The sequence below is a fragment of the Pseudomonas sp. JBR1 genome, from assembly GCF_028198185.1.
GTDB lineage: Bacteria > Pseudomonadota > Gammaproteobacteria > Pseudomonadales > Pseudomonadaceae > Chryseomonas > Chryseomonas oryzihabitans_E.
Genome location: NZ_CP116340.1, coordinates 2,300,347 through 2,326,418, shown reverse-complemented (window position 1 = coordinate 2,326,418; position 26,072 = coordinate 2,300,347). Strand labels below are relative to the sequence as shown.

Genomic DNA, 26,072 nt, shown 5'->3' with positions numbered 1-26,072 from the left:
ATTTTTAGGGAATAAGTAGCCCTTGCTAAGGTCCGCTCAATCCTTTTCGAGCGGCGCGACACCGCTCCTTTTATCCTGGAGGCGGCGATGCAGGTGGTGACTTTGGCGGGCAGTCCGGGAGCGCGGTCGCGCTCCACCGGCGTGCTGGATCTGGCGGCGAACTGGCTACAAGCACGCGGCGTGGAGTTGTCGCGCTGGCGTATCCAGGACTTTCCCGCTGCCGACCTCATCGGTGCCCGCTTCGACAGCCCACCGGTGGTGGAGCTGATCGCCCAGCTGCAGGCCGCCGATGGCCTGGTGATCGCCACTCCTGTCTACAAGGCCTCCCTGGCCGGCGCCCTCAAGACCCTGCTGGACCTGCTGCCCGAGCGCGCCCTGAGCCACAAGGTGGTGCTGCCCCTCGCCACCGCCGGCTCCAGCGGTCATCTCCTGGCCATTGACTATGCGCTGAAGCCGGTGCTCTCGGCGCTCAAGGCCCAGGAAATCCTCAACGGCGTCTTCGCCGACGACAGCCAGGTCAGCTACACCGAGACCGGCGTCGTCCTGACCCCGGCGCTGGAGCAGCGTCTCTACGAATCCCTCGAACAATTTCACGCGGCCCTGGCGCGGCGTCCCCAGCCCCTGACCCCCGAGCTCCTGGCCGATCGTATCGGCCAGGCACGCTGGGGCATCTGACCCGGAGCCTCAACCATGCAGTTCTCCTTCAAGCGTTCGCTGCTCGCCGTTTCCCTGCTGACCCTGGCCACCGGCCTGGCGCAGGCGCAGGAGACGGTCCGTATCGGTTACCAGAAGTACGGCACCCTCATCACTCTCAAGGCCCGCGGCACCCTGGAACAGCGGCTGGCCAAGGACGGCGTCAAGGTGCAATGGACCGAATTCCCCGGCGGCCCCCAGCTGCTGGAAGGCCTCAACGTCGGCAGCATCGACTTCGGCGTGACCGGCGAGACGCCACCGGTGTTCGCCCAGGCAGCCGGTGCCGATCTGGTCTATGTGGCCCATGAGCCACCGGCGCCCACCAGCGAAGCCATCCTGGTGCCCAAGGATTCGCCGATCCGCACGCTGGCCGATCTCAAGGGCAAGAAGATCGCCCTGAACAAGGGCTCCAACGTCCACTACCTGCTGGTACAGGCACTGGCCAAGGCCGGCATTCCCTACCGTGACATCCAGCCGGTGTACCTGCCGCCGGCCGATGCCCGCGCCGCCTTCGAACGCGGAGCGGTGGACGCCTGGGTGATCTGGGATCCCTACCAGGCCGCCGCCGAGACCCAGTTGCAGGCACGCACCCTGACGGATGCCACCGGGCTGGCCGACAACCACCAGTTCTATCTGGCCACCCGCAGCTTCGCCAAGGCCCATCCCGAGCAGGTCGGCGCCATCGTCGACGAGGTGCGTTCGGTGGGCGAATGGGCCAAGGCCCACCCGGATGAGGTCGCCGCCCAGGTGGCACCGCTGCTGAACCTGCCGCTGGACACCGCCGAACGAGTGGTCAAGCGACAGGGCTATGGCGCCCAGTTCATCAGCCCCGAGGTGGCCGCGCAGCAGCAGAAGATCGCCGATGCCTTCACCGCCCTCAAGTTGATTCCCAAGCCGCTGACGATCCGCGACGTGGTGTGGACGCCACCCGCCAGCCTGCAGACCGCCACTGCCCAACCCTGATCCCGCTTCCTGGAGAACGCCCCATGAGTCTCGACATCTTCTGGTTCCTGCCGACCCACGGCGATGGCCATTACCTGGGTACCGCCGAAGGCGCCCGCGCCGTCGACCACGGCTACCTGACCCAGGTCGCCCAGGCCGCCGACCGCCTGGGCTTTGGCGGGGTGCTGATCCCCACCGGCCGCAGTTGCGAGGATTCCTGGCTGGTGGCCGCCTCGCTGATCCCGGTCACCCAGAAACTCAAGTTCCTGGTAGCCCTGCGCCCCGGGATCATCTCGCCCACCGTGGCAGCGCGGCAGGCGGCCACCCTGGATCGCCTCTCCGGCGGCCGGGCGCTGTTCAACCTGGTCACCGGCGGCGATCCGGACGAACTGGCCGGTGACGGCCTGCACCTGTCCCACAGCGAAAGATACGAAGCCTCGGTGGAATTCACTCGCATCTGGCGTCGCGTGCTGGAAGGCGAGACGGTGGACTACGACGGCAAGCACATCCAGGTGAAGGGCGCGAAGTTGCTCTATCCGCCGCTGCAGCAACCGCGCCCGCCGCTGTACTTCGGCGGTTCCTCCGATGCCGCCCAGGACCTGGCCGCCGAGCAGGTGGAGCTCTACCTGACCTGGGGCGAGCCCCTGGATGCGGTGCGCGAGAAGATCGAGGCGGTCAGGGCCAAGGCCGCCGCCCAGGGCCGCACGGTGCGCTTCGGCATCCGCCTGCACGTGATCGTCCGCGAGACCAATGAGGAAGCCTGGCGGGCCGCCGACCGGCTGATCGCCAACCTGGACGACGCCACCATCGAAAAGGCCCAGGCCGCCTTCGCCCGCTTCGATTCCGTCGGCCAGCAGCGCATGGCGGCCCTGCACGGGGGCCGGCGTGACAAGCTGGAGATCGCGCCCAACCTCTGGGCCGGTGTCGGCCTGGTGCGTGGTGGTGCCGGGACGGCGCTGGTCGGTGACGGTCCCACCGTGGCCGCGCGGGTCAAGGAATACGCCGCCCTGGGCATCGACACCTTCATCTTCTCCGGCTACCCGCATCTGGAGGAATCCTACCGGGTGGCCGAACTGCTGTTCCCGCACCTGCCGGTCAAGCGCCCGACCCGAGTGGAAGGCGCCAACTACGTGAGCCCCTTCGGCGAGATGGTGGCCAACGACATCCTGCCGCAGAAAGCGGCGCAGAGCTGAGGGAGGCCGGCATGAGCAGCACCACCGAACGCCTCTTGCAGCGGCTGGCACCCTGGCTGGTACCCGTGGCCCTGCTCGTTGCCTGGCAGCTGTCGGTCAGCAGCGGCCTGCTGTCGAGCCGCATCCTGCCGTCACCGGCGGCGGTGCTGGAAGCCGGCTGGAGCCTGGTCAAGAGCGGTGAGCTCTGGCAACACCTGGCCATCAGCGGTTGGCGCGCCGGCATTGGCTTCGCCATCGGCGGAGGCATCGGCCTGGCGCTGGGTTTCCTCACCGGGCTTTCGAAGTGGGGCGAGCGCCTCCTCGACAGCACCCTGCAGATGGTGCGCAACGTGCCGCACCTGGCGCTGATCCCGCTGGTGATCCTCTGGTTTGGCATCGACGAGTCGGCCAAGCTGTTCCTGGTGGCCCTGGGGGTGTTCTTTCCCATCTACCTCAATACCTACCACGGCATCCGCAACGTCGATCCGGCGCTGGTGGAGATGGCCCGCAGCTACGGCCTGTCCGGCGCGCGGCTGTTCTGGCACGTGGTATTGCCAGGTGCCCTGCCGGCCATCCTGGTAGGGGTGCGCTTCGCCCTCGGCCTGATGTGGCTGACGCTGATCGTCGCCGAGACCATTTCCGCCAGCTCCGGCATCGGCTACCTGGCGATGAACGCTCGGGAATTCCTGCAAACCGACATCGTGGTGCTGGCCATCCTGCTCTACGCCATCCTCGGCAAGCTGGCTGATCTCGCCGCCCGCGGCCTGGAGCGCGCCTGGTTGCGCTGGCACCCGGCCTATCAGAAGGGAGCCCACGCATGACCAGTCTGCAAGCCGTTCCGCCGCTCTCCCGCGGCATCGCCCTGAAGCTGCAACAGGTGGTGAAGACCTTTGGCGAGCGCACCGTGCTCCATGGGATCGACCTGGACATCCCGGCTGGCCAGTTCGTCGCCGTAGTGGGGCGCAGTGGTTGCGGCAAGAGCACCCTGCTGCGCCTGGTGGCCGGTCTCGACCGCGCCAGCGGCGGCACCCTGCTGGGGCAGGACGAACCCCTGGCGGAGCACCGCGAGGATACCCGGCTGATGTTCCAGGACGCGCGCCTGCTGCCCTGGAAACGCATCATCGACAACGTCGGCCTGGGCCTCAAGGGCGATTGGAAACCCCGCGCCCTGGAAGCCCTGAAGGCGGTCGGCCTGGCCGACCGCGCCCAGGAGTGGCCCTCGGCGCTGTCCGGTGGCCAGAAGCAGCGCGTGGCCCTGGCCCGCGCCTTGATCCACCAGCCGCGCCTGCTCCTGCTGGACGAGCCGCTGGGCGCCCTGGATGCCCTGACCCGCATCGAGATGCAGCAACTCATCGAAGGCCTCTGGCAGCGCCACGGCTTCACCGTGCTGCTGGTGACCCATGACGTGGGCGAGGCGGTGGCCCTGGCCGACCGTGTGGTCCTGATCGAAGACGGCCATGTCGGCCTGGATCTCGACGTCACCCTGGCGCGCCCCCGAGCCGCCGGTGACGCCCAACTGGCGCGCCTGGAAGCCGAGGTGCTGGCCCGGGTGCTGCAGCACCCGCTCAATCCCGATCTACCGGAAATCGTGCAACCCCTGCCCACGCAACTGCGCTGGGCCTACTGATCGTCCATCCGAGGAGTTCTGCCATGACCATCAAGGCCATCAACGTTCGCAACCAGTTCAAGGGCACCATCAAGGAAATCATCGAAGGCTCGGTGCTCTCCGAGATCGACGTCCAGACCGCCGCCGGCATCGTCACCTCGGTCATCACCACCCGCTCGGTCAAGGAGCTGGAGCTGGTGGTGGGTAGCGAGGTGATCGCCTTCGTCAAATCCACCGAGGTGTCCATCGCCAAGTTGTAGGGGCGGTCTGGCCGTGACGAAACCCGCCATGGTGGCGGGTTTTTTTCGTTGTACATCTTTTGCCTTCGCCAAGAGCCAAGGGTATGAGCGAGGATAGGTGTGAGGGCTGGATATCTTCTGGCCGAAAAAGGAACCGAAGGATCGGCTTCAGGTGTGACCTATGGAATGGATACTGAGCTTTCTCTGGAGTTATCTATGCGCCAACCTCGGCTCATGGCTGCTCCGTAAACTGACCCGCGGTCGCTTTCCAGAGAAGAACGCTTGGCTATCGGATTTACCAGAGGGTGTGGGATGCCTGGCGATACTCCTGATGTTTGCGCTTCTGATTGGCGTCCTGTTGCTTTGGGTAACCATACGCGCCTCCACATGACGGCAGCAGTTGTGGGTTGGGTTGAGCGCAGCGAAGCCCAACGGGGAGGCTGATCCACGTATTGCCACGAATCTGCAACCTGCGTCGGTTCCAATGCCGCTTTTGCCTGGAGGAACAGGGGTGCGGCGACAAAGGGGCGTGGCGCTGCTGATGGCGCTCTGGGCGCTGGCGCTGGTGGCGGCCTTGTTGCCGGTGCTGCTGGCCGAAGGGCGAGCCGAATTGCAGCGAGCGCGGTTACTGGAGCACGAGACCCTGGCGCGGGCGCTGGCGGCGAGCGCCGAGCAGGTGGTCACGCAGGGGCTGGTGCAGGCCGGGGCGCGGCAGCGACCGGAGTTCTGGCAGAGCCTGAGAGGCGAGGTGCTGGCCTATGAGGTGGAGGGCGCTACGGTCCGCGCCCAGCTACGCGATCTGCATGGCTGCTTCAACATCAACGCCCTGGCCGGTCCGGAACGCGATCTGGCGTTGCGGCAGCTGAAATGGTTGCTGGAGCAACGTCCTGGGGGATTGGGCGAGCCGGGGCTGACGGCCCAGGCCTTTGCCGAGCGACTCGCTGATTGGGTCGATGCCGATGGCGAAGCCCACGAATTCGGTCTGGAGACCGCTGAGGCTCTGCGGCTGGCGCCGCCGGTGCTGGTGCCCAATCTGCCGCTGGCCGAGATTGGCGAGCTGGATCTGATCGTGCCGGCGCGGCCCGGACGGCATCTGCAGCTGCGCGAACTCTGTGCGCTGCCCGACACCGGTGGCTGGCGACTCAATGCCAATGCCCTGGGGATGGGTCAACTGCCGCTGCTGGAGGCGCTGTTTCTCGGCGAGGTGCCGCGGGAGACGCTGCAGCTGCTGATCACCGCGCGGCCTGCGCAGGGGTACGCCAACGTCGAAGCCTTGCGTGAGGCCCTGCCCGGAGTAGGGGAGGAGACCTTCACCTTGTTGACCCCGCGCCTGATGCTCAACAGTGGGGATTTTCTGCTCGGGGTGGAGGTGCGACGCGATGGTCAGGTCTTTCGCCAGGTACGGCAGCTGGCGGCCCAGGGTGTGAGTCGCTGGCACGCGGCGGTACCGGCGCAACGGGTGCGCTGGCTGGCGACGCGGGACACTACGCTCTGGGTCCCTGGACCGGGCGCGGCGGAGGTGTTGCAGTAGCTGATCGCGGCCAGCGCGTGCCGAAGCGGCCGTTCTCTCAGCTCGTCGTAGGTTGGGTTGAGCGTAGCGAAGCCCAACGTAGCGGGGCTTGGGTGCCGGCAATGTTGGGCTTCGACGATGGAGCAGTCTCAGCCCAACCTACGGTCAATCTGGCGGCAGGAGGTGAAAACGCCACAGGGCGGATTTCGAATCCGCTACAAAGTAAAAGGCTCCCGCGGTCGTCGCCGACCGGGGAGCCTGGCTATCGCCGACTCGATCAGACGCCGATGGGGCCGCCGTCGAGTTTCTGGATCGCTATGGTAGAGGCGCGGGGGCGGACCTTGGTCCCGGACGGGGTGGCCTCGGTGGCGACCTCGCTGTAGGGCCAGTTGTCCGGGTGCTGGACGTTGATGAACATGGTTGTCAGGTCCGGGGTCCAGGTGATGCCGGTAAGCTCGCAGCCATTGGGGCCGACCAGGAAGCGACGCAACGCGGTCTGATTGTTGGCCGAGATGGCGACCTGCTTGCCGCTGCTGTCCACCACCTGGGCCGGGATGACCGCCAGCAACTGGTCGTTGGTGTACTCGGCCACCGCGTTGCCGTCATTGTCGGTTTCGATCCAGAGAATGCCGCGGCTGTCGAAGGCCAGGCCGTCGGGGCTGGCGAACTGGTTGAGTTCGGTCAGGCCGGAGCGGTTGATGTCGGGTGCAGCGCCGGCGTCCGCACCGAAGACGAAGATGTCCCAGGTGAAGTCGGTCTGGTTGCTGTTGTCCTTCCAGCGCAGGATGTGGCCGTTGACATTGGGCACCCGCGGGTTGGCGGCGTTGGCCGAGGTGCGCTTGGTATTGTTGGTGAGAGAGACGTAGGCCTCACCGGTGAAGGGGTTGACCGTGGTCCACTCCGGGCGGTCCATGGGGGTCGCGCCCACCGCATCGGCAGCGCCACGGGTGTTGAGGATGATGCCGGCCAGATCACCGTAGAGGGCGCCCAGGGTGCGGCCGTCCTTGGTCGGTGCATTGACCGTCAGCGGCAGCCACTTGCCGTTGCCGCCGTCGTCGAAACGGGCCACGTAGAGGGTACCGTTGTCCAGGTACTTGGCACCGGTGGCCAGGCGGTTGGCAGGGTTGGCGTCGGCCGGATCCCAGGTAGCAGCGGAGACGAACTTGTAGATGTACTCGTTTTGCGAATCGTCGCCCATGTAGAACGCCAGCGGCTGGCCGGCAACCGGAATGCTGTAGGCCGAGCCTTCGTGGCGGAAGCGACCCATGGCGGTGCGCTTGGTGGCCGGGGTGGCACTGTCGTAGGGATCGATCTCGACGATGTAGCCATAGCCGCTGGCTTCGTTGCGGAAGTCCTGGCTGGCGCTGGCGCCGGTGGGGGTCAGGTCGAAGCGGCGGAATTCGTTGTCCACTTCGCTGGCGTCACCCGCTGCCGTCTCCCAGCCGTATCTGCTCTTGTTGCCGATGCCGAGGCGTTTCTGATCGGCCGGCAGGGTGCCCTTGTTCACGAAGTTGTTTGGCCAGTTTTCCTCGCAGGTGAGGTAGGTGCCCCAGGGGGTGAAGCCGTTGCCGCAATTGTTGTTGGTGCCGCGGGTGCGGGTGCCGTCGGGGGAGTAGGGGGTGATCAGATTGGCGTTGCCGCGCAGCGGACCGGCGATCTCCATGGGGGTGGCGCTGGTGAAGCGACGGTTGAGCGCATCGTTGGCGACGACCTGCCAGATGCCGTTGACCTTGCGGATGTGGATCACCCCCGCGCCATGGGCGTTGATCTCCTTGCGCACCTCCTCGGCAGGACGCTTGCCGTTGGTGGTGGTCGGGCCGTTGGGGTGCAGCGCCTTCTGGTCGATGTATTCGTAGTTGATGGCCAGCAGGCCTTCGCTGCTGGAATTGTTCAGCGGGAAAAAGTGCAGGCCATCGTGGTGCATGCCGGCCGAGTTGGCCTGATCGGTGGAGGTATTGCTGCCATCGCTGCGCCAGGCGTTGGCCAGGTTGTTCAGCGGGGTACCCCAGGGGGCCAGGGTGCGGGCGCTGTAACCGGCGGCCAGGACCACGGCGTCGAGATGGGCGCCACGGATGGATTCGAAACCAAGCTTGAGCTGCGGCGTCGGTGAGGGTTGGCTGGGGGCCGGCTCGTCATGGGAGCCGCCACCGCCGTCGAAGCACGCGGTCAGGCCACCCCCGGCGATCATGGCGATGGCGGCGCCCAGGCCGCCCTTCACGACACTGCGGCGCGACAGGTAACGCTCGATGACGGCGTCCAGCGGTTCGTTGCCGCTTTCGTTGCGGTTACGGTCGTCGCTCGTGAAAGTGCTCATGCGCAAAGCTTCCTTGGTTGATCACGGGAGCCGGCGACTTTAGGAAGCCTCTGTGATGGTCTGGTGACCGAAAAGTTACAGGTCGTTATTTACCGCTCGTCGACATGTAACATTTTGTAACCAGCTGTTTTGTCATGAATTTGTAGCTTTTCACCGCCTAGGATGCCGCCCTCTTTAGCGCGCAAGGCGGACATCGGATGGGCAACTGGGCACGACGCCAGGTCTTGGGTTGGCTCGCAGCTGGCGCCACGGCGCCGCTGCTGGGCGGCTGTGCCCAGGGCTTTTCCAGCCGCCCGATGGATGCCGATCTGCAACTGCTCTATGTCGCCGATACCCTGGATGCCCGCGAGCCCGGCTGGCCGGTGGTGCCCCGGGTCCGCCTGGGACCTGCCAGCCGCATTGGTGCCGCGCCCTGGCGCACCGGTGCCGATGCGGCGCGTCTTGCGCGCGGGCTCGCGCCCCTGCTCGATGCCAGTCGTGGCGACGGCCAGCGCTACGGTGGCTATGCCGCCCTGGCCGCCCAGTTGGCCCACCTGCGTGCTCGCCAGGGCGCGACCCGCAGCCTGACCCTGGAGAACGGCCAGTGCTGGAACGGCAGCGGCCTGACCCAACTGACCCGCGGTGAGGCTGGAGTCGATGGCAGCCAGTTGCTGGGCAGCGAGGCCCGGGTCAGCAGTGACGAGCGTCTGCTCTGGCCCAAGCGCAGCGCCGCCCTCTATCGCCGCTACGGTCGTCCGGTACTGGGCGCCACCCTCACCGAGGAACAGCGCAGCGCCCTGGGCGTCGCTCCTTTCACCCTGATCGAGCGCGACGGCGTGCGTATCGCCCTGGTCGGGGTGACCGATCCCTATGCCAGCGACCAGCAGGCGCCCCTGGCCGACTGGTATGCCCGGCTGCGCCCGGTGCTGGCCGAGGCACGCGGTCAGGCCGATCTGCTGGTGGTGCTGGCCGATGTCGGCACTGGCCCGGGGCTGTGGCTGGCCGAGCGCCTGGAGGAGGCCGACCTGCTGCTGTGCGCCCGCGGCCAGGATCTCTGGCCGGAGCTGATTCCGGTGATGCGTGGCAGTGGTCGTCCGCTGCCGGTTTGCCTGCCGGGCACCCGAGGCGTCGGTATCTTCGAGATCCGCTGCCGGGGCGGCCGCGATGGCTGGCGCCTGGACGCCGTCTTTCATCCGGTGCAGGCCGAGCGCGTGCTCGACCGCACCCTGCTGGAAAACTACCAACGGCAGCTGGCGGTGGCCCGGGCTCCCCACGCGGGCTGGCTCGACCAGCGCCTGGCGCGCGCGCCGGTGGATCTCTGGCGCCGTGATCTGCTCGGCGGCAGCTGGGACGCCCTGATCGCTGCGGCCCTGGGGGACAGCGAGGCTCAGCCGGTGCTGCTGCCTGGCCTGAGATACGACCTGCCGCTGCGGCGGGGCGACTGGATCACCCGTGAACACCTGATCGCCCTCTGTGGTGGCCATGACGCCACGGTGCTGGAGTTGCCTACCACGGCCGATGGCCTGCGCACGCTCCTGGAAGAGGCTGCCGACAACCGCTTCGGCGAGCCTCTGCTACTGGACAACAGCCAGGACCTGCCGCGGTTGGTAGGTGCTTCGTGGAGCTGTCGCTATGGCGCCCCCCGTGGCCAGCGTATCCCGCCCCTGCAGGTGCCCCTGGGCGCCGCCTTCACCTGTCGCACCTTTGCCCTGGGGCCTGACCTCGGCACTGGCGAGGCGCTCTGGCAACGCCTGGAAGCCTATCTGCGCGCCCGGCCCGCCGACTGGGGACTGGCGCCGTTGCCGGTGCCCCGACTGGAGTTCGTCGAAGGCCATCCGGGCTGGCATCCGCTGGCCGCCTTGCGCCGGCAGCTGGAGCGGCTGGCCTGATGGCGCGGCTGCTCATCCATCCCCTGGCATTGCGCCTGCTGACTCTGCTCTGGCTGGGCATCGCCGCCTGGCTGGCGGCGCGGGTGGTCTGCGATCTGCGCCTGTTGTGGCTGCCGACGCCCGCGCCCAGCGTCCAAAGCGAGCCGTCATCCGCCACGGATCTGCTGGCCAGCCACTGGCGCACCGCCAGCCAGGCGGCGCCCAGCACCCTGCCGATTCAGTGGGTCGGGGCGATCAAGGCGGTGCCCATCGACGGCTCCGTGGTGGTCCTGCGCCATGGCGATCGCCAGCGGTCCCTAGTCCTGGGCGACAGCCTGGCGCCCGGCCTGGTGCTGACCGCCATCGACGCCCAGGGCCTGGTCTTCAGCCGCGCCGGCCGCGAAGAGCGGTTGCCCTGGCCGGCGCCGCGTGAGCTGGTGGGCCTCGCGGCCAGCGGTACGGCCAAGCCGACAGCCGTCAAGGCGCCGCCCACGCCGGTGGCGGAGGAGGGCGATCTCGCCAGCCTGCTGCGCCGCATTCGCGCCACCCCGGTCCGCGAGCATGGCGAACTGACCGGCTACCGGCTGCAACCCGGGGCCGAGCCGGCCTTCTTCAGCGGCCTCGGACTTGAGCCCGGGGACGTGCTGCGCCGGGTGGATGCCGTCCCCGTGGCCGATACCCGGGCGCTGCTGCAACGCCTGCCGCACTGGCGCGCCACCGGCGCCCTGACCCTGGAACTGGAACGTCAGGGCCACGCCCTGGCCCTACCCGTGAGACTGTCCCTGTGAAGAAACGCAGCTATTGCGGCCTGCTCCTCGCCTTCTGGCTGCTCGGTGCCCAGGCCGAACAACGCTTCGAGGTCAATTTCGAGAACACCGAGATCGATCTGTTCATCGAGAGCGTGGGACGCATCACCGGCACCAACTTCGTCATCGACCCGCGAGTGCGCGGTACCCTGACGGTGCGCAGCGCCCAGCCCCTGGCCGCCGACGACGTCTATGCCCTGGCCCTGGCCCAGTTGCGCGCCAATGGCTATGCCGCGGTGGAGCTGGACGATGGCAGCGTGAAGATCCTGCCGGACCAAGCGGCCCGGACCGAACCCCTGCCGGTGGAGGTGGACGATGGCGCCCCGGCCAAGCCCGGTGCCGGGGATACCGTGGCGACCCGGGTGTTCGCCGTGCGCGGCGGCAATCTCGAACAGCTGCTGGGCATCGTCCGCCCACTGATGGACGCCCGGGTCGGGGTGGCCACGCCCTATCCCGCCAGCAACCTGCTGGTAGTGACCGACTGGCGCAGCAACCTCAGCCGCATCGGCCAGCTGCTGGCGCGGTTGGATCGTGGTCGCGACGAACCGGTGGAAATGATCACCCTGCGCCATGCCCAGGCGCGCGACACCGCGCCCCTGGTGGAGCGCCTGCTGGCCAGCCGCGGCCAGGCCGGCGGCGGGGTCCAGGTGCTGGCCGACGCCCGCAGCAATGCCCTCATGGTGCGCGGCGACGAAGCCGTGCGTCGCCAGGTGCGCCGACTGGTGGCCGAGCTGGACGTCTCCCGCGACGCGGCCAGCGACACCGAGGTGGTCTATCTGCACCACGCCAAGGCCGGCGAGGTGGTCAAGGTGCTGCGCGGGCTCAGCGGCGAGGTCACCCAGGACGCGCGGGTGGAGATTCCCGTGACGGCACCGCCCATGATTAATACCACCCCTGTAGAAGGTGGTGGGGAGGGGGAGGCTCCTCCTGCCAAGGGCGGTGGTGGGACGTTGGCGCCCGGCGCGCCTGGCATTCGCCTGGAAGCGGACATGGGTACCAACTCCATCGTGCTGATCGGCCCGCCGCGAGAGCTGGCCGCCTACAAGCGCATCATCAGCCAGTTGGACATCCGCCGTGCCCAGGTGGTGGTGGAGGCGATCATCGCCGAGATCACCGACACCAAGGCCAACCAGCTCGGCGTCCAGTGGCTGTTCCTCGATCGCAACGGCAACCTGCCGACGGGCAGCGTCAACTTCACCAACGGCACGCCCATCAACGGTATCGCCGCCGCCGCGGCCAACCAGGACACCAGTGCCCTGGGCAGTCTGCTCTCGGGCATGCAGGGCATCTCCGCCGGGGTCGGGCGCATCGGTGGCAGCGGGCTGAACTTCGTCACCCTGTTGCAGGCCATGCGCAGCGAGAGCGGCTTCAACCTGCTGTCGACACCGACCTTGCTGACCCTGGACAACGCCGAGGCCTCCATCATGGTCGGCCAGGAAGTGCCCTTCGTCACCGGCTCGGTCACCAGCAACAACGCCAATCCCTACCAGACCATCGAGCGCCGCGAAGTGGGGGTGAAGCTGCGGCTCAAGCCGCAGATCAACGAGGGCGACACGGTGCGCATGGAGATTGTCCAGGAGGTCTCGTCGCTGGCCGACAACGTGCGTGCCAGCGACGTGGTCACCAACAAGCGCGAGATCAAGACCACGGTGATGGTGGAGGACAATGGCCTCATCGTCCTCGGCGGCCTGATCAGCAACGAGGGCAACGACAGCGACCAGCGCGTACCGCTGCTGGGCGACGTGCCGGTGCTGGGCAATCTCTTCAAGTCGCGTACCCGCTCCAGCACCAAGCAGAATCTGGTGGTGTTCATCCGCCCGCGCATCCTCCGGGATCCGGCGCTGGTGCAGCAGATCAGCGAGGACAAGTACCGCGGCATGCGTGCCGCCGCCCCAGCCGCGGCCTTGCCGGCCACGCCGCCGGGTACGCGCGGCGCGCCCACCCTGCAGAGTCTCTATCCCTCGGCGCGGGCGCGCCTGGACGGCCTCTGATGACGCCGACGCTGCCCTATCGCCTGGCCCGCCAGGCCGGCATCGCCCTGGCCACCGTGCCCGACGGCTATCGGCTGCTGTGCCGCCTGGATGCGGACCTGGCGTTGCTGCAGGAGGTGCAGCGTCGCCACGGTCCCCCGCAAGGCTGCGAATGGCTCCCGCGCGAGGTCTTCGAGCAGCGTCTGGGGCCGCTCTATGAAGCCGGGCAGGCCAGCACCGAGGCGCTGGTGGAAGGCCTCGGCGAGACCGTCGACCTGGCTGGGCTGATGGAGGAATTGCCCCGGGTCGAGGACCTGCTCGACAGCGCTGGCGAGGCCCCGGTGATCCGGCTGATCAACGCCCTGTTCGCCGAGGCGCTGCGCCTGGACGCCTCCGACCTGCACGTGGAGACCTTCGAGCAGGCGCTGGTGGTGCGGGTAAGGGTGGATGGGGTGCTGCGTGAGCTGCTGCGCCCGCCGCGGGCGCTGTCGGCCATGCTGGTGTCGCGGATCAAGGTCATGGCGCGGCTGGACATCGCCGAGAAGCGCCAGCCCCAGGACGGCCGCATCACCCTGAGAGCCAGCGGGCGCGATGTCGACATCCGCGTCTCGACCCTGCCTGGCGTCCATGGCGAGCGGGTGGTCATGCGCATCCTCGACAAGCAGGCCAGCCTGCTGGAGCTCTCGCGCCTCGGCCTGCCACCGGCCATCGATGCCGGCTTGCGCGGTGCCCTGGCCCAGCCCAATGGCATCCTCCTAGTTACCGGCCCCACCGGGTCGGGCAAGACCACCACCCTCTATGCCAGCCTCGGGCTGCTCAACGAGGGCAGCCGCAGCATCCTCACCGTGGAAGATCCGGTGGAGTACGCCTTGCCCGGCATCGGCCAGACGCCGGTCAACCCGCGCGCCGGCCTGACCTTCGCCAGTGGCCTGAGGGCCATCCTGCGCCAGGATCCGGACGTCATCATGATCGGCGAGATCCGCGACGTGGAGACCGCCGGCATCGCCGTGCAGGCCAGTCTCACCGGCCACCTGGTGCTCTCCACCCTGCATACCAACAGCGCCCTGGGGGCCATCACCCGGCTGCGCGACATGGGCGTGGAGCCCTTCCTGCTGGCGTCGAGCCTCAAGGGCGTGCTGGCCCAACGGCTGGTACGACGGCTGTGCAGCTGCGCGGCCTGGCGTCCGGTGCGGGCGGCCGAACAGACGCTGCTGCCAGGGCTGGCCGGGCTCGAACGGCTGCGCGAGCCCCAGGGGTGCCCAAGCTGCAATGGCAGTGGCTATCGCGGTCGCCTGGGTCTCTACGAATTCGTCGCCCTGGACGCCGAACTGGCCGAGCTCATCTATCGCGGCGCCGGGGAGGGCGAGATGACGCGGTTGCTGGAGGGCCGCCGCGCCAGCCTGGCCGAGAGCGCCCTGGAGCGCCTGGCGGCGGGCGAGACCAGCCTCGCGGAGGTGCTGCGTGCGGTGCACCAGTAACGCCCTTGGCGGGGCGCTGCGCTGATGCCGGCCTACCGCTACCTGGCGCTGGACGGCGAGGGGCGTCGCCAGCGCGATGTCATCCAGGCCGAGAGCGAACGCCATGCCCGCCAGTTGCTGCGCGAGCGCGGCCTCTTTCCCCGCACCTTGCAGGCGGCGGGTCCGGCGCGGGGCGCGCGCAGCCGCGCCGGACGGCTGGATGCCAACAGCCGCACCGACTTCACCCGCCAGCTGGCGACCCTGGTGGGCGCCGCCATTCCCCTGGCCGACGCCCTGCAGATGCTGGAGCGCCAGAGTCGCCAGGCGGCGCTCAAGGCGCTGCTGCTGGATCTGCTGGGCCAGGTGCGCGAGGGCTATACCCTGGCCGACAGCCTGGGGCGCCATCCGGGCACCTTCGACCCGCTGTACCTGACCCTGGTGGCCGCTGGCGAACGGGCCGGACGCCTGGGTCCGGTGCTGGAACGCCTGGCCGACTATCTCGAACGGGTGCAGCGCCAGCGCCACAAGGCGCGCACCGCGCTCATCTATCCGCTGGCGTTGGCCCTGGTGTCGGTCGCCGTGGTGGCGGGGCTGATGACCTTCGTGGTGCCCAAGCTCACCGAGCAATTCATCCACAGCGGCCTGCAACTGCCCTGGATCACCCGCGCCCTGGTGGCCGTCAGTGACGGCCTGCTGGTCTTCGGGCCCTGGTTGCTGGGCCTGCTATTGCTGGCCGGCTTAGGTCTACAGCGCCTGTTGCGCCAACTCGAGTGGCGGCGACGCTGGCATCGCCAGCTGCTGCGCCTGCCGCGCCTGGGCGAGTTGCTGCGTACCCTCGACAGCGCCCGCCTGACCCGCAGCCTGGCGATCCTGGTCGGCAGCGGCATCCCGGTGCTCGAAGGTCTGCAGGTCAGCCGCGCCACCCTGGGCAATCAGGTCCTGCGCGATGCCCTGGAGGCGGCCATCGAACAGGTCACCTCCGGTACCGGCCTCGGCCGGGCCTTGGACCGTAGCGGCGTCTTTCCCCCCTTGCTGGTGAACATGGTTGCCAGCGGCGAGGCCAGCGGCACCCTCGACGCCATGCTCGAGCGGGTCGCCGAGGCCCAGGAGCGGGATTTCAACCAGCAGGTGGACCTGGCCCTGGCGCTGTTCGAGCCGGTGCTGATCCTCGTGCTCGGCGGGGTGGTACTGGCCATCGTGCTCGCCATCCTGCTGCCCATCATGCAGCTCAACCAGGCGCTCAACCTCTAATACGCCCCAAGGAGACTTTCGCGATGCGTTCCCATGCCGTAGCCGCCCGCCAGGCCGGTTTCACCCTCATCGAGATCATGGTGGTGATCTTCATCATCGGCCTGCTGGTGGCCATCGTCGCGCCCAATGTACTGGACAACCAGGACAAGGCCATGCAGCAGAAGGCCCGCGCCGATCTCGCCAGCCTGGAGCAGGCGCTGGACATGTACCGCCTGGATAACCTGCGCTATCCCACCGCCGAGCAGGGCCTCGCCGCCCTGGTGAGCAAGCCGACCCAGGCCCCCGAGCCGCGCAACTATCGCGCCGACGGCTATATCCGCCGCCTGCCGGAGGACCCTTGGGGCGCCGCCTACCGCTATCGCATTCCGGGCGAACACGGCCGGGTGGACCTCTATACCCTCGGCGCCGACGGCCGCGAAGGCGGCGAGGGCAGCGATGCCGACATCGGCAACTGGACGCTCTGAATTCCCATGCCGGGGCGCCAGGGCGGTTTCACCCTGCTGGAGCTGATGGTCGTGCTGCTGATCGTCGGCCTGCTGACCGCGGTGGGCGTGGCGCGCCTTGGCGGTGGCAGTCCGGCCGGACAGTGGCGGTTGGAAAGCCTGGCGAGCGACTTCCAACTGGCACGGGACACCGCCCGCCGCAGCGGACGCATCCTCGGCTGGCAGGCCGACGCCGCCGGCTTTCGCTATCTGCAGCTGGTGGGTGACGCCCGTGGCCCACGCTGGCAGCCCCTGGCCAGCGCCGATCTGCCTGACGGGCACTGGCCGGCGGGACTGCACCTGGCCGAACCGGCCAGCGCTCAGCCGCGCCTGATCTGGTGGCCGAACGGCGATACCCGTGCTCAGCGCCTCGCCTTCGCCGAAGAGGAACGGCAGTGGCTGCTGGTGGTGGACGCGCACGGCCGCGCCTCGGTGGAACGGCCATGAGGCAGACCGGATTCACCCTGCTGGAGGTGCTGGTGGCCCTGGCCATCGTCGCCTTCATGGCCGTGGGTGTCAGCCAGGTGATCGGTCAGCGGCTGGACATCGCCGGCGTCGCCCAATCCCGCGAACTGGCCCAGCTCTGCGCCCGCGAGCTCAATGCCCGCTGGCAGGTGGAAGGCCTGGCCGCGGGGCAGGGCGAATTGAGCCAGGGCGGCGACCGCTGCTACTGGCGTCTTGAAGCCGCCGGCGGAGCCCTGGGCGCGCAGCGGCTCTCGCTCTATGCCGATGCCGCCTTTAGTCGCGCGCTGGGCGACTGGCCGCTCTATGCCGGAGCCCGCCCATGAGCCGCCAGCAGGGCATGACCCTGATCGAGGTGCTCCTGGCCATGGCGCTCACGGCGCTGCTCGCCGTGCTGCTCGGTAGCCTGGTCAATCTCTGGCTCGATGCGCGTGGCCGGCTGGCCGCCCGGGAGTCGACCAATGCGCGGGTGCTGGACATCTGCGGCCTGCTGGATCGGCGCCTGGCCGGACTGGTCTGGCGACCGCTGCAGGAACAGCGCCGGCCGCTGCACAACGCCGTGCTGGACTGGCACCCCGCCGAGAACCGGCTGGACTGGGTCGCCTTGGATGCCTTGCCGGTGGGCGCGGACCAGGGGGGCGGGCGCTTGCGCCGCCAGCGTCTGGAGTGGAACGCCAGCACCGACCGCTTGCGGCTGAGCCGTAGCGCCGAGCTGGACGCGGTGGATGCTCCCGCCTGGCAGCAGGTCCTCGATCAGCCAGGCGTCGAGCGCCTGAATTTGGAATTCCATGGCGGCGGGCGCTGGCTCGCCTATCCGCCGCTGGCCGAACCCGCCAACGGGGTGCGGCTGACCTTTACCCTCCAGGGCGCCGGCTATGTCTGCACCTTCGCCCTGCCTCAGACCGGTTGACGCCATGCACGCCTCCTCGACGCTCGGACGCCTCCTGCCCCTGATCCGCCGCGACTTCAGCCCGGCTCGTACCGGCGACCGCCTGCTGCTGCGCACGCGCCATCCCGGCCCGCCCGGCCCGGATAATCCGGTAATGACCGCGCATCTGCAGGATGACCACCTCCAGGCCATGACCGTGCTACCCGCGGCGGCCCAGCCGGTCACCCTGCTGCTGCACGGCGAAGAGTGCAGCCTATTCGATGTGGCCGCGCCCAAGGGACTGCGCCCGCACGAGTGGGGGCTGCTGCTGGAAGATCAGTTGCTGGGGGATGCCAGCGGCCAGCACCTGGTCTGCCTGGGTCGCGCGCCCGGGCGGCTGCGCCTGCTGGCCCTGGACCAGGCGCTGCTGGACGCCTGGCGCGAACACTGCGCCGCCGTTGGCTGGTCAGTGGCCGCCTGCTGGGTCGACTTCCAGTTGCTGCCTGAGCCATCGGCCGGGGGTGGGATCGGCCTGCGTCTGGGCGACAGCCTGAGATTCAAGACCCGCACCGATGACCGCGAGGTCTGGCTGACCTGGCCAGCCGCGCTCGAAGGCAATCTGCCGCCGGCCCTGGCGGCCCTGATCGACGCGGGACCCGCGGCGTCCGCTGAGCGGCTCTGGCCCGATGCGGTCGCCGGCTCGGCGCCCCAGGACCTCTGGCCGCGACAGGGCCAGCACCGTCGCCGGCCGTCCCTGGGGCTGCCCCGACCCCTGCTGCTGGGCATGGCCGCGGCGGCCGGGCTGGCGCTGCTGCATCTGGGCGTGCAACAGGTCCAGCACGGGCGCCTGGCGCGGCTCGACCGGGACGTTGTCGCCCAGCGCCTGGGCCTGGCCAGTGACCGCCTCGATGCCGGTCGCGCCGAGCGCGAACTCCAGCTGGCCAGCCGGGCCCAGCGGCAGCTGGAAGGGCAGTGGCGCCTCTGGCAGCGCTTCAGCGGTCCGCTGGGCGCTGCGCTCGGCGCCCAGCCCGGCTGGCGGCTGGTGGAATGGGCGCTGGACGAGCAGGGCATCCGCGTGGTGCTGGACGGCCCCGCCAGCCTGGACAAGGCCCTGCGCACCCGACTCGGCCAGGAATTCGATACCCTGCAGTGGCAGCGTCAGGCCGGGCACCTGACCCTGCGCCTGGCTAGCCCCGTGGAGAAGCGACCATGAGCACCATCCTTCAGCACTGGCAGCGCCTGCCCGCCGAGCGCCAGCGGCTGGCCCTTGGCGGGCTGGTCATCCTGGTGCTGGCCGCCATCCTGCTGTTGCGCGCCACCCCGGGTAGCCGCCCAGCCACCACCGATTGGGTGCGCCTCGCCGAAGAGGCCCGGGCGCTGCCCGTCGCCCAGCCGCTGCAGGAGGCGGACTGGCGCGGGGCGGTCGACGGCGTGACCTTCAGCGTCCTGACCCTGGCCGAGCCGGTCTGGCAGGTGCGTGGCGAGGCGGTCGACGTGGGCGCCGTGGAACGGTTGCAGGCCTGGGCGCGGGCGCGGGGTTGGCTACCCCGGACCCTGAGAATTCGCAGCCAGCCGACGGGCGTGGCCTTCGAACTGGAAGTCCTGGCGGTACTGGTGGAGCGCGCGCCATGACTCGCTGGCTCGTGCGCCTGGCGTTCACCCTGTTCGCCTGCCTGATCTTCGCCCTGGGCTGCCTGCTCTACTGGCCGGCCGCGGACTGGCTGCCGCGCCTGCTGCCGACCCAGGTCACGTCGGTCGGCTTGCAGGGCTCCTTGCTCGGCGGCGGCATGCAGCGCCTCGCCTGGCCGGGTGGTGGTGCCGGGCCCTGGCAGTGGCACCTGCGCTGGCCAGGCAAGCTGCAGGTCACGGTAGGCGAGCCCGAGGGCGCGCCCTGGGGAATGAACCTGAGTGGCTGGCCCTGGCAGTGGCAGGCCGATCTCGCCGGCGGCGATCTGCGCTGGCTGCAGGCCCCGGGCAGCGCCCTGCTGGCCGGCCGGCTGACGGGCGAGGTACGGCTGGCAGGCAGCTGGCGCCGGTGCCAGGCCGCCAGTGGCAGCTGGCAAGGCGATGCCTTGCAGGTCCTGGTGCCCCGCCGCCTGGCCCTGGGTGAGGCCCGGTTACAGGTGGATTGCCAGACGGCGCCCTGGCTGCAGGGCGTCTTCGAACGCGGGGCCCAGCATCATCTGGAGATCCGCTTGAGCCTGGCCAACTGGCGGGGGCAGGTGCAGGGTACGGCGCAGCCCGGCAGCGAGATCGCCCCGGCGCTGCAGAGCATCGGCTGGCTCAAGGCCGGCCAGACCCAGGTCATGGGACGTTTCTGACCTCCGAGCGCCGCTCAGGCAACCCGGAGGCCCTGGGCGGCCCCCAACTTGGCCAGGTGCAGCAGACCTTCTTCCCACTGCCGATGCCCGGAGCGGGTATTGATATGGCCCGCGCCTGGCAGGATGTCCAGGTCGCTGCCCCAGTCGCGTGCCAGGGCTTCGGCCCGGGCGAGGCTGATGGCGTGGTCGTTGTCCGAGGTCACCATCCGTGTCGGGAAGGGCAGCGGTTGGCGCGGCAGCGGCGCGAACCCCACCAGTTCCACCGGGCAGCCGGGTCGCTCCACATCGGCCGGAGCGACCAGCAAGGCGGCGAGTACCCGCTGCCGTCGGGCCACCGGGGCGCTGGCGGCCCAACGCGCGACGGTCACGCAGCCCAGGCTATGGGCTATCACCACTACCGGGGTGCTGGCTTGCCCAATGGCCCGGTCGAGCGCCGCTACCCAGCGCTGTGGGTCGGGACGCTGCCAGTCGTCCTGCTCGACGCGGCGGGCGTCAGGCAGCAGTCGCTGCCAGTGGGTCTGCCAATGGTCGGGACCGGAGCCCTGCCAGCCGGGCAGGATGAGATAGCGGGTCATGGCGGATCTCCGCGGACAAAAGGGGAGAGCCGATAGTGACGGCGGATGATCTGGATGAGAAAGAATAAAAGGCGCTTTGGTTATGCCGATGGATTGGGGGTGATCGCGGCCATGGGCCGCTCCTACTGGTAGCACCGCGTAGGAGTGGCTGTATCGATGGACCGCCATGGCCGCGAAAAACCGTAGGTTGGGCTGAGACGGCTCTACCGTCGAAGCCCAACACTGCCGGTATCAAGGCCTCCGCTCCGTTGGGCTTCGCTGGCGCTCAACCCAACCTACCAAGGCCGTTGGGTGGACTACTCGTTCCGCCCCAGCCGTTCCACTTCCTGCAGCCAGCGCAGCCGCTGCTCCTCGTCGGCCGCCCGCACCGGCGAATACTCGTGCACCTGCAGCACCTGGATGCCGCAGGCTTCGAGGCCTTCCTGGATGACCTGGCGATGGGGCGCCTGGTTGCGCAGGCGCTGCCAGGGGGAGGGCGGGGTATCGGAGGTGACCAGCAGTTCGGCGCTGCGCCCGGTCAGCAGGGGTTCGCCGCCCCAGGTCTGGTCGCGCTGGGCGAAGGCGAAGCCCGGCTGCAGCACCCGTTCGAGAAAGCCCGCCAGTACCGCTGGCAGGCCGTTCCACCACACCGGGTAGATGAACACCAGGTGCTCGGCCCAATGGATCTGCCGCTGAGCCTCCAGCAGATCCGGCTCCAGGGTCTGGGAGAGGTCATAGCCCTCGCGCAGCACCGGGTCGAACTGGGCGTCGGCCAGCTTGAGCTGACGCACCACCTGGCCGCTGGCCTGGGCGCCCTGGACATAGGCGTCGGCCAGCGACTGGCAGAAGCTGGTGCTCTTGGGATTGCCCTGGATGACCAGCAGGCGCCGGCCATCCCCTTCCAGCGGCGTGGCGCCGCGAGCCTCAGCCACGGCCACCGGCTTCCAGCATGGTCTCCGGGCGTACCCACTGATCGAACTGCTCGTCGGTCAGGTAGCCAAGCTCCAGCGCGGCAGCGCGCAGGGTCTTGTTCTCGGCATAGGCCTTCTTGGCGATCTCGGCGGCCTTGTCGTAGCCAATGTGCGGATTGAGCGCCGTCACCAGCATCAACCCCTGCTCCAGGTGCTCGGCCATCTTGTGCTCATCCGGCTCCATGCCGGTGACGCAATGGGTGTTGAAATTGCGGCTGCCATCGGCCAGCAGGCGGATGGATTCCAGGACATTATGGGCGATCACCGGCTTGTAGACATTGAGCTGCAGATGACCCTGGCTGGCGGCGAAACCGACGGTGACGTCGTTGCCGATCACCTGGCAGGCCAGCATCGACAGCGCCTCGCACTGGGTCGGGTTGACCTTGCCCGGCATGATGGAACTGCCCGGTTCGTTGGCCGGCAACCTGACCTCGGCGAAGCCCGCGCGCGGACCGGAGCCCAGCAGGCGCAGGTCGTTGGCGATCTTCATCAGCGCCACGGCCAGGGTCTTGAGGCCGCCGTGCAGGGCTACCAGCGGTTCATGGCCGGCGAGGGCGGCGAACTTGTTCGGTGCGGTGACGAAGGGGAGGCCGGTGAGTTCGGCGATTTCCTTGGCGATGGCTTCGTCGAAGCCCTTGGGCGCATTCAGGCCGGTGCCGACCGCGGTACCCCCCTGGGCCAGTTCCATGACCGCCGGCAGGGCGTTGCGGATGGCGCGCTCGGCCAGGTCCAGCTGGGCGACGAAGGCCGACAGTTCCTGGCCGAAGGTCACCGGGGTGGCATCCATCATGTGGGTGCGACCGGTCTTGACCAGGTTCTGGTAGCGTGCCGACTGCAGCGCCAATCCGCCGGACAGCTCGGCGATGGCCGGCAGCAGGTCGTTCTGCACCGCCAGGGCAGTGGCGATGTGCATGGCGGTGGGGAAGCAGTCGTTGGAGCTCTGGCCGCGGTTGACGTGGTCGTTGGGATGGACCGGCTGCTTGCCGCCCATGCCATTGCCGGCCAGTTCGTTGCTGCGGCCGGCGATGACCTCGTTGACGTTCATGTTGCTCTGGGTGCCGCTGCCGGTCTGCCAGACCACCAGGGGAAACTGGTCGTCATGGAAGCCGTCGAGGATCTCGCTGCTGGCCTTTTCGATGAGGGTGGCGACATCTTCCGGCAATTCGCCGAGGCGCAGATTGACCCGGGCGGCGGCCTTCTTCACCGTCGCCAGGGCATGCACCACCGCCAGCGGCATCTGCTGGTTGCCGATGGCGAAGTTCTCCAGCGACCTTTGGGTCTGGGCGCCCCAGTAGACGTCGTCGGCCACTTCGATGGGGCCGATGCTATCGGTTTCGGTACGGCTCATGGCGGTCTCCGCTTAGGAATGGGTGGGTCCAGCTAAGTTGGGCAGCAGCTTAGCGCCAGGGTTCCCAAATGGGAAATATTCTCAATTGTGCGAGGTGTCGTGGGCAGTTCAGCTGGCATTCAGCCCATCTCTGCCAGACTTCCCGTCCATTTTTCGCATCCCCAAGGACGCCCATGAAAAAGACTCTCCGTACGCTCGGTGCCCTCGTCCTGCTGTCCAGCGCGAGTGGTCTGGCCCTGGCCGACGCCAAAAGCCACGCAGCCGACGCAGAGCGCTTTCTCAAGCTGGCCAACGCCGACAAGCTGACCACGCCGGTCTACGCCCAGGTACAGCAGCTCTTCGCCCAGCACTTCGAGCAGGCCAAGGCGCCGGCCAAGAAGGCCGTGCTGGAAAGCTATACCGCCCGCGCCAATCAGGCGCTGGACAGCACCATCGGCTGGGAAAAGATCAAGCCCGAGATGGTCAAGCTGTACACCGACAACTTCACCGAAGACGAGCTGGAAGGCCTGATCAAGTTCTACCAGTCGGATCTGGGCAAGAAGATGATCGCCACGCTGCCGCGCCTGTCGGCCCAGTCCGCGCAGATGACCCAGGCCAAGCTGGAGCAGGCGGTGCCCAAGGTCAATGGCATCCTCGCCGAGATGGACAAGGAGCTGGGCGTCAAGCCGCCGGCCGGGGCCGGCAACGCCACCCCGCCCGCCAAGCGCTGATTCAGCCATGCCGCAAAGCCCGGACCCGTTCCGGGCTTTGTCGTTTCCGGGCGGTGCCCAGGCTCGCTAGAATGACGGTTCTCACAGTCGAGGTATCCCCATGAGCATGCGCGAACGTATCCAGTCCAGCCTGGGCCTGTTGCAACCCGAGTACCTGGAGGTGCAGGACGAAAGCCACATGCACAGTCGCGGCCAGGAGACCCACTACAAGGCGGTGGTGGTCAGCGAACACTTCGCCGGCCTCAACTCGGTGAAGCGCCACCAGAAGGTCTACGGCACCCTGGGCGAGCTCATGGGCCAGTTCCATGCGCTGGCGCTGCACACCTATACCCCGGAGGAGTGGGCGGCCCGGGGTCAGGCGCCGGATTCGCCCACCTGCCGTGGCGGCAGTAAGCACGACCTGGCGGGTTGAGTTCAGGGCGCCATTGTTCGGTGCCCTGCTAATTGGTTAAAATTTGACCGGCGCCGGCATCCTTGCCGGCGTTTTCGTCTAACCGGTCCGCCCTTTGCGAGGGCGACCCCTGGGAACCCGAAGATGACCGACAAGATTGTCGTGGCGGCCTTGTACAAGTTCGTCACCCTGGACGACTACGTCCAATTGCGTGAACCCCTGCTGCAGACCCTGTTGGCCAATGACGTCAAGGGCACCCTGCTGCTGGCCGAGGAAGGTATCAATGGCACGGTTTCCGGCAGCCGCGAAGGCATCGATGCCGTGCTCGCCTGGCTGCGCGCCGATCCGCGTCTGGTCGACATCGACCACAAGGAATCCTACTGCGCCGAGCAGCCCTTCTATCGCACCAAGGTCAAGCTGAAAAAGGAGATCGTCACCCTGGGCGTGCCCGGCGTCGATCCCAACCAGCGCGTGGGCACCTATGTCGAACCCCAGGACTGGAACGCCCTGGTCGACGACCCCGAGGTGCTGGTGATCGACACCCGCAACGACTACGAGGTGGACATCGGCAGCTTCAGGGGCGCCATCGACCCCAAGACCAAGAGTTTCCGCGATTTCCCGGCCTATATCCGCGAGCATTTCGACCCGGCCCGGCACAAGAAGGTCGCCATGTTCTGCACCGGTGGCATCCGCTGCGAGAAGGCCTCCAGCTTCATGCTGCAGGAGGGCTTTCCCGAGGTCTTCCACCTCAAGGGTGGCATCCTCAAGTACCTCGAAGAAGTCCCGGCGGCCGAGTCGCGCTGGGAGGGCGAGTGCTTCGTCTTCGACAACCGCGTGACCGTGACCCACGAGCTGGCCGAAGGGGTCTACGACCAGTGCCACGCCTGTCGCCATCCGGTTTCGCCCGAGGACATGCAGTCGCCGCACTACAGCCCTGGCATCAGTTGCCCGCACTGCTGGGATTCGCTTTCGGAAAAGACCCGTGCCGGTGCCCGCGAGCGGCAGAAGCAGATCGAACTGGCCCGCCTGCGTAACGAACCCCATCCCATCGGCCGCGATCCGCGGTTGAACGCCACGCCCAGCTTAGAGGAGGTCTAGGATGCCCGGTCGCCTGCTCTATGTGATGGACCCCATGTGCTCCTGGTGCTGGGGCTTCGCCCCGGTGGTGGAGCGCCTGGCCGAGCGGGCGGCCGCCCAGGGCATCTCCCTGCGCCTGGTGGTCGGCGGTCTGCGTCGCGAGCGGGCGGCCCAGGACACCGCCAGCCGGGTGCGCACCCTGGCCTACTGGCAGGCGGTACAGGAGACCACCGGCCAGCCCTTCGCCCTGGACCAGGGCCCGCCGGAAGGCCTGGTGTACGACACCGAGCCGGCGTGCCGCGCTCTGGTCGCCGCCCGCCAGCTTGATGAAGACGCGGTCTGGCCGCTGGCCAAACGCATCCAGCAGGCCTTCTATGTCGAGGCTCGCGACGTCACCCAGCCGGCGCTGTTGGTGGAGCTGGCCGAGGCCTGTGGCCTGCCGCGCATCGAGTTCGCTCCGTTGTTCGATGGCGAACCCGCGCACCAGGCCACTCAGGCGGATTTCGACTGGGCCCTGAATCTGGGTATCGCCGGCTTCCCGACCCTGCTGGCCGAGCGTGCGGGCCAACTGGCTCTGATCACCAACGGCTACCAGCCGCTGGAAGAGCTGGAGCCGTTGCTGGACGCCTGGCTGATCCGCGGCGCGCACCCAGCGTGAGCCTGGTCATCGATGAGCGACTGACGCTGCCGGAGCAGGAAGTCCAGCTCGTGGCGGTACGTGCCCAGGGCGCGGGCGGCCAGAACGTCAACAAGGTCTCCAGCGCCGTTCACCTGAGATTCGACATCCAGGCCTCTTCGCTGCCGGAGTCGCTCAAGGAGCGCCTGCTGGGTCTGCGCGACCAGCGCATCAGTCGCGAGGGCGTGGTGGTGATCAAGGCACAGCAATATCGCACCCAGGAACAGAACCGGGCCGACGCCCTGGAACGCCTGGCTGCGCTGATCGCTGCGGCCAACGTTCCGGAAAAGCCACGTCGCCCGACGAAGCCCACCTATGGCTCCAAGCAGCGCCGCCTGGAGGGCAAGTCCCGCCGCAGCGGCGTCAAGGCCAATCGCGGGCGGGTGGATTTCTAGGGTGTGGTCG

General features: G+C 68.4%; 28 protein-coding genes. 24 read left to right on the top strand and 4 right to left on the bottom strand.

The window, feature by feature from the left end; all coding sequences use genetic code 11:
• The first annotated feature begins 87 nt into the window (after positions 1–87).
• The 7 genes from ssuE (at position 88) to gspK (ending at position 6,183) form a co-directional block, all read left to right on the top strand.
• Positions 88–675, top strand: coding sequence for an NADPH-dependent FMN reductase (ssuE, locus tag PJ259_RS10775; RefSeq protein WP_271655739.1), 588 nt, complete (start codon positions 88–90; stop codon positions 673–675).
• Between the two features lie 15 nt (positions 676–690).
• Positions 691–1,656, top strand: a complete 966-nt coding sequence (locus PJ259_RS10770; RefSeq protein WP_271655738.1) for a sulfonate ABC transporter substrate-binding protein — start codon at positions 691–693, stop codon at positions 1,654–1,656.
• Positions 1,657–1,679: 23 nt separating this feature from the next.
• Positions 1,680–2,828, top strand: coding sequence for an FMNH2-dependent alkanesulfonate monooxygenase (ssuD, locus tag PJ259_RS10765; protein ID WP_271655737.1), 1,149 nt, complete (start codon positions 1,680–1,682; stop codon positions 2,826–2,828).
• 11 nt (positions 2,829–2,839) lie between these two features.
• Positions 2,840–3,628 (top strand): aliphatic sulfonate ABC transporter permease SsuC, encoded by a 789-nt coding sequence (gene ssuC / locus PJ259_RS10760; RefSeq protein ID WP_059315908.1) that lies wholly within the window; start codon positions 2,840–2,842, stop codon positions 3,626–3,628.
• Positions 3,625–4,434: an aliphatic sulfonates ABC transporter ATP-binding protein gene (gene ssuB / locus PJ259_RS10755; protein ID WP_271655736.1), complete on the top strand. Its 810-nt coding sequence runs from the start codon at positions 3,625–3,627 to the stop codon at positions 4,432–4,434. The genes ssuC and ssuB overlap by 4 nt, the downstream gene beginning before the upstream one ends.
• A 23-nt stretch (positions 4,435–4,457) precedes the next feature.
• On the top strand, positions 4,458–4,673 hold the full coding sequence (locus tag PJ259_RS10750; RefSeq protein ID WP_010795839.1) for a TOBE domain-containing protein: 216 nt from the start codon (positions 4,458–4,460) through the stop codon (positions 4,671–4,673).
• A 490-nt stretch (positions 4,674–5,163) separates the two neighbouring features.
• The gene (gspK, locus tag PJ259_RS10745) at positions 5,164–6,183 is read left to right on the top strand and encodes a type II secretion system minor pseudopilin GspK (RefSeq protein WP_271655735.1); all 1,020 of its coding nucleotides are present in this window, start codon (positions 5,164–5,166) and stop codon (positions 6,181–6,183) included.
• Between the two features lie 256 nt (positions 6,184–6,439).
• On the opposite strand, the gene PJ259_RS10740 is transcribed toward gspK, so the two are convergent.
• Positions 6,440–8,476, bottom strand: coding sequence for a PhoX family protein (locus tag PJ259_RS10740; protein ID WP_271655734.1), 2,037 nt, complete (start codon positions 8,474–8,476; stop codon positions 6,440–6,442).
• 197 nt (positions 8,477–8,673) lie between these two features.
• On the opposite strand from PJ259_RS10740, the gene PJ259_RS10735 reads away from it, so the two are divergent.
• From PJ259_RS10735 to PJ259_RS10680, 12 genes are read left to right on the top strand one after another with little or no spacing between them, the layout of a single operon-like run.
• A complete protein-coding gene (locus PJ259_RS10735; RefSeq protein WP_271655733.1) occupies positions 8,674–10,344 on the top strand; it encodes a lipoprotein UxpA in 1,671 nt (556 codons plus the stop codon).
• The gene (locus PJ259_RS10730) at positions 10,344–11,111 is read left to right on the top strand and encodes a hypothetical protein (RefSeq protein WP_271655732.1); all 768 of its coding nucleotides are present in this window, start codon (positions 10,344–10,346) and stop codon (positions 11,109–11,111) included. The genes PJ259_RS10735 and PJ259_RS10730 overlap by 1 nt, the downstream gene beginning before the upstream one ends.
• Positions 11,108–13,120, top strand: a complete 2,013-nt coding sequence (gene gspD / locus PJ259_RS10725; RefSeq protein WP_271655731.1) for a type II secretion system secretin GspD — start codon at positions 11,108–11,110, stop codon at positions 13,118–13,120. The genes PJ259_RS10730 and gspD overlap by 4 nt, the downstream gene beginning before the upstream one ends.
• Positions 13,120–14,577, top strand: a complete 1,458-nt coding sequence (locus tag PJ259_RS10720; RefSeq protein WP_271655730.1) for a GspE/PulE family protein — start codon at positions 13,120–13,122, stop codon at positions 14,575–14,577. The genes gspD and PJ259_RS10720 overlap by 1 nt, the downstream gene beginning before the upstream one ends.
• 24 nt (positions 14,578–14,601) lie before the next feature.
• Complete coding sequence (gspF, locus tag PJ259_RS10715) at positions 14,602–15,807, top strand: type II secretion system inner membrane protein GspF (protein WP_271655729.1); 1,206 nt, start codon at positions 14,602–14,604, stop codon at positions 15,805–15,807.
• Between the two features lie 23 nt (positions 15,808–15,830).
• Positions 15,831–16,271 (top strand): type II secretion system major pseudopilin GspG, encoded by a 441-nt coding sequence (gene gspG / locus PJ259_RS10710; RefSeq protein WP_271655728.1) that lies wholly within the window; start codon positions 15,831–15,833, stop codon positions 16,269–16,271.
• Between the two features lie 6 nt (positions 16,272–16,277).
• The gene (locus PJ259_RS10705; RefSeq protein WP_271655727.1) at positions 16,278–16,736 is read left to right on the top strand and encodes a GspH/FimT family pseudopilin; all 459 of its coding nucleotides are present in this window, start codon (positions 16,278–16,280) and stop codon (positions 16,734–16,736) included.
• Positions 16,733–17,077, top strand: coding sequence for a type II secretion system protein (locus tag PJ259_RS10700; protein ID WP_271655726.1), 345 nt, complete (start codon positions 16,733–16,735; stop codon positions 17,075–17,077). Before PJ259_RS10705 ends, PJ259_RS10700 begins: the two co-directional genes overlap by 4 nt.
• Positions 17,074–17,661, top strand: a complete 588-nt coding sequence (locus tag PJ259_RS10695; protein WP_271655725.1) for a prepilin-type N-terminal cleavage/methylation domain-containing protein — start codon at positions 17,074–17,076, stop codon at positions 17,659–17,661. The genes PJ259_RS10700 and PJ259_RS10695 overlap by 4 nt, the downstream gene beginning before the upstream one ends.
• 4 nt (positions 17,662–17,665) lie before the next feature.
• Entirely contained in the window at positions 17,666–18,832 is a 1,167-nt protein-coding gene (locus PJ259_RS10690) for a type II secretion system protein GspL (RefSeq protein WP_271655724.1), read from the top strand.
• Positions 18,829–19,251, top strand: a complete 423-nt coding sequence (locus PJ259_RS10685) for a hypothetical protein (protein ID WP_271655723.1) — start codon at positions 18,829–18,831, stop codon at positions 19,249–19,251. The genes PJ259_RS10690 and PJ259_RS10685 overlap by 4 nt, the downstream gene beginning before the upstream one ends.
• Positions 19,248–19,940 (top strand): hypothetical protein, encoded by a 693-nt coding sequence (locus PJ259_RS10680; RefSeq protein WP_271655722.1) that lies wholly within the window; start codon positions 19,248–19,250, stop codon positions 19,938–19,940. The genes PJ259_RS10685 and PJ259_RS10680 overlap by 4 nt, the downstream gene beginning before the upstream one ends.
• Before the next feature lie 14 nt (positions 19,941–19,954).
• Here the strand turns inward: PJ259_RS10680 and PJ259_RS10675 are convergent, their stop codons facing one another.
• The 3 genes from PJ259_RS10675 to PJ259_RS10665 all read right to left on the bottom strand — a co-directional run bounded on the left by PJ259_RS10675 (position 19,955) and on the right by PJ259_RS10665 (position 22,813).
• On the bottom strand, positions 19,955–20,515 hold the full coding sequence (locus PJ259_RS10675; RefSeq protein ID WP_271655721.1) for an RBBP9/YdeN family alpha/beta hydrolase: 561 nt from the start codon (positions 20,513–20,515) through the stop codon (positions 19,955–19,957).
• Positions 20,516–20,811: 296 nt separating this feature from the next.
• On the bottom strand, positions 20,812–21,432 hold the full coding sequence (locus PJ259_RS10670; RefSeq protein ID WP_059315891.1) for an NAD(P)H-dependent oxidoreductase: 621 nt from the start codon (positions 21,430–21,432) through the stop codon (positions 20,812–20,814).
• On the bottom strand, positions 21,419–22,813 hold the full coding sequence (locus PJ259_RS10665; RefSeq protein WP_059315890.1) for a class II fumarate hydratase: 1,395 nt from the start codon (positions 22,811–22,813) through the stop codon (positions 21,419–21,421). Before PJ259_RS10665 ends, PJ259_RS10670 begins: the two co-directional genes overlap by 14 nt.
• A 173-nt stretch (positions 22,814–22,986) precedes the next feature.
• Between PJ259_RS10665 and PJ259_RS10660 the strand changes: the two genes are divergently transcribed.
• The 5 genes from PJ259_RS10660 (at position 22,987) to arfB (ending at position 26,062) form a co-directional block, all read left to right on the top strand.
• Complete coding sequence (locus tag PJ259_RS10660) at positions 22,987–23,523, top strand: DUF2059 domain-containing protein (RefSeq protein WP_059315889.1); 537 nt, start codon at positions 22,987–22,989, stop codon at positions 23,521–23,523.
• Positions 23,524–23,623: 100 nt separating this feature from the next.
• Complete coding sequence (locus PJ259_RS10655; RefSeq protein ID WP_271655720.1) at positions 23,624–23,935, top strand: BolA family protein; 312 nt, start codon at positions 23,624–23,626, stop codon at positions 23,933–23,935.
• Positions 23,936–24,058: 123 nt separating this feature from the next.
• Positions 24,059–25,012 carry an oxygen-dependent tRNA uridine(34) hydroxylase TrhO gene (gene trhO, locus PJ259_RS10650; RefSeq protein WP_271655719.1) on the top strand — a complete coding sequence of 318 codons (954 nt, stop codon included), beginning with the start codon at positions 24,059–24,061 and terminating at the stop codon, positions 25,010–25,012.
• A 1-nt stretch (position 25,013) separates the two neighbouring features.
• Positions 25,014–25,649: a DsbA family protein gene (locus tag PJ259_RS10645; protein WP_271655718.1), complete on the top strand. Its 636-nt coding sequence runs from the start codon at positions 25,014–25,016 to the stop codon at positions 25,647–25,649.
• On the top strand, positions 25,646–26,062 hold the full coding sequence (arfB, locus tag PJ259_RS10640; RefSeq protein ID WP_271655717.1) for an alternative ribosome rescue aminoacyl-tRNA hydrolase ArfB: 417 nt from the start codon (positions 25,646–25,648) through the stop codon (positions 26,060–26,062). The genes PJ259_RS10645 and arfB overlap by 4 nt, the downstream gene beginning before the upstream one ends.
• Positions 26,063–26,072: the final 10 nt, after the last annotated feature.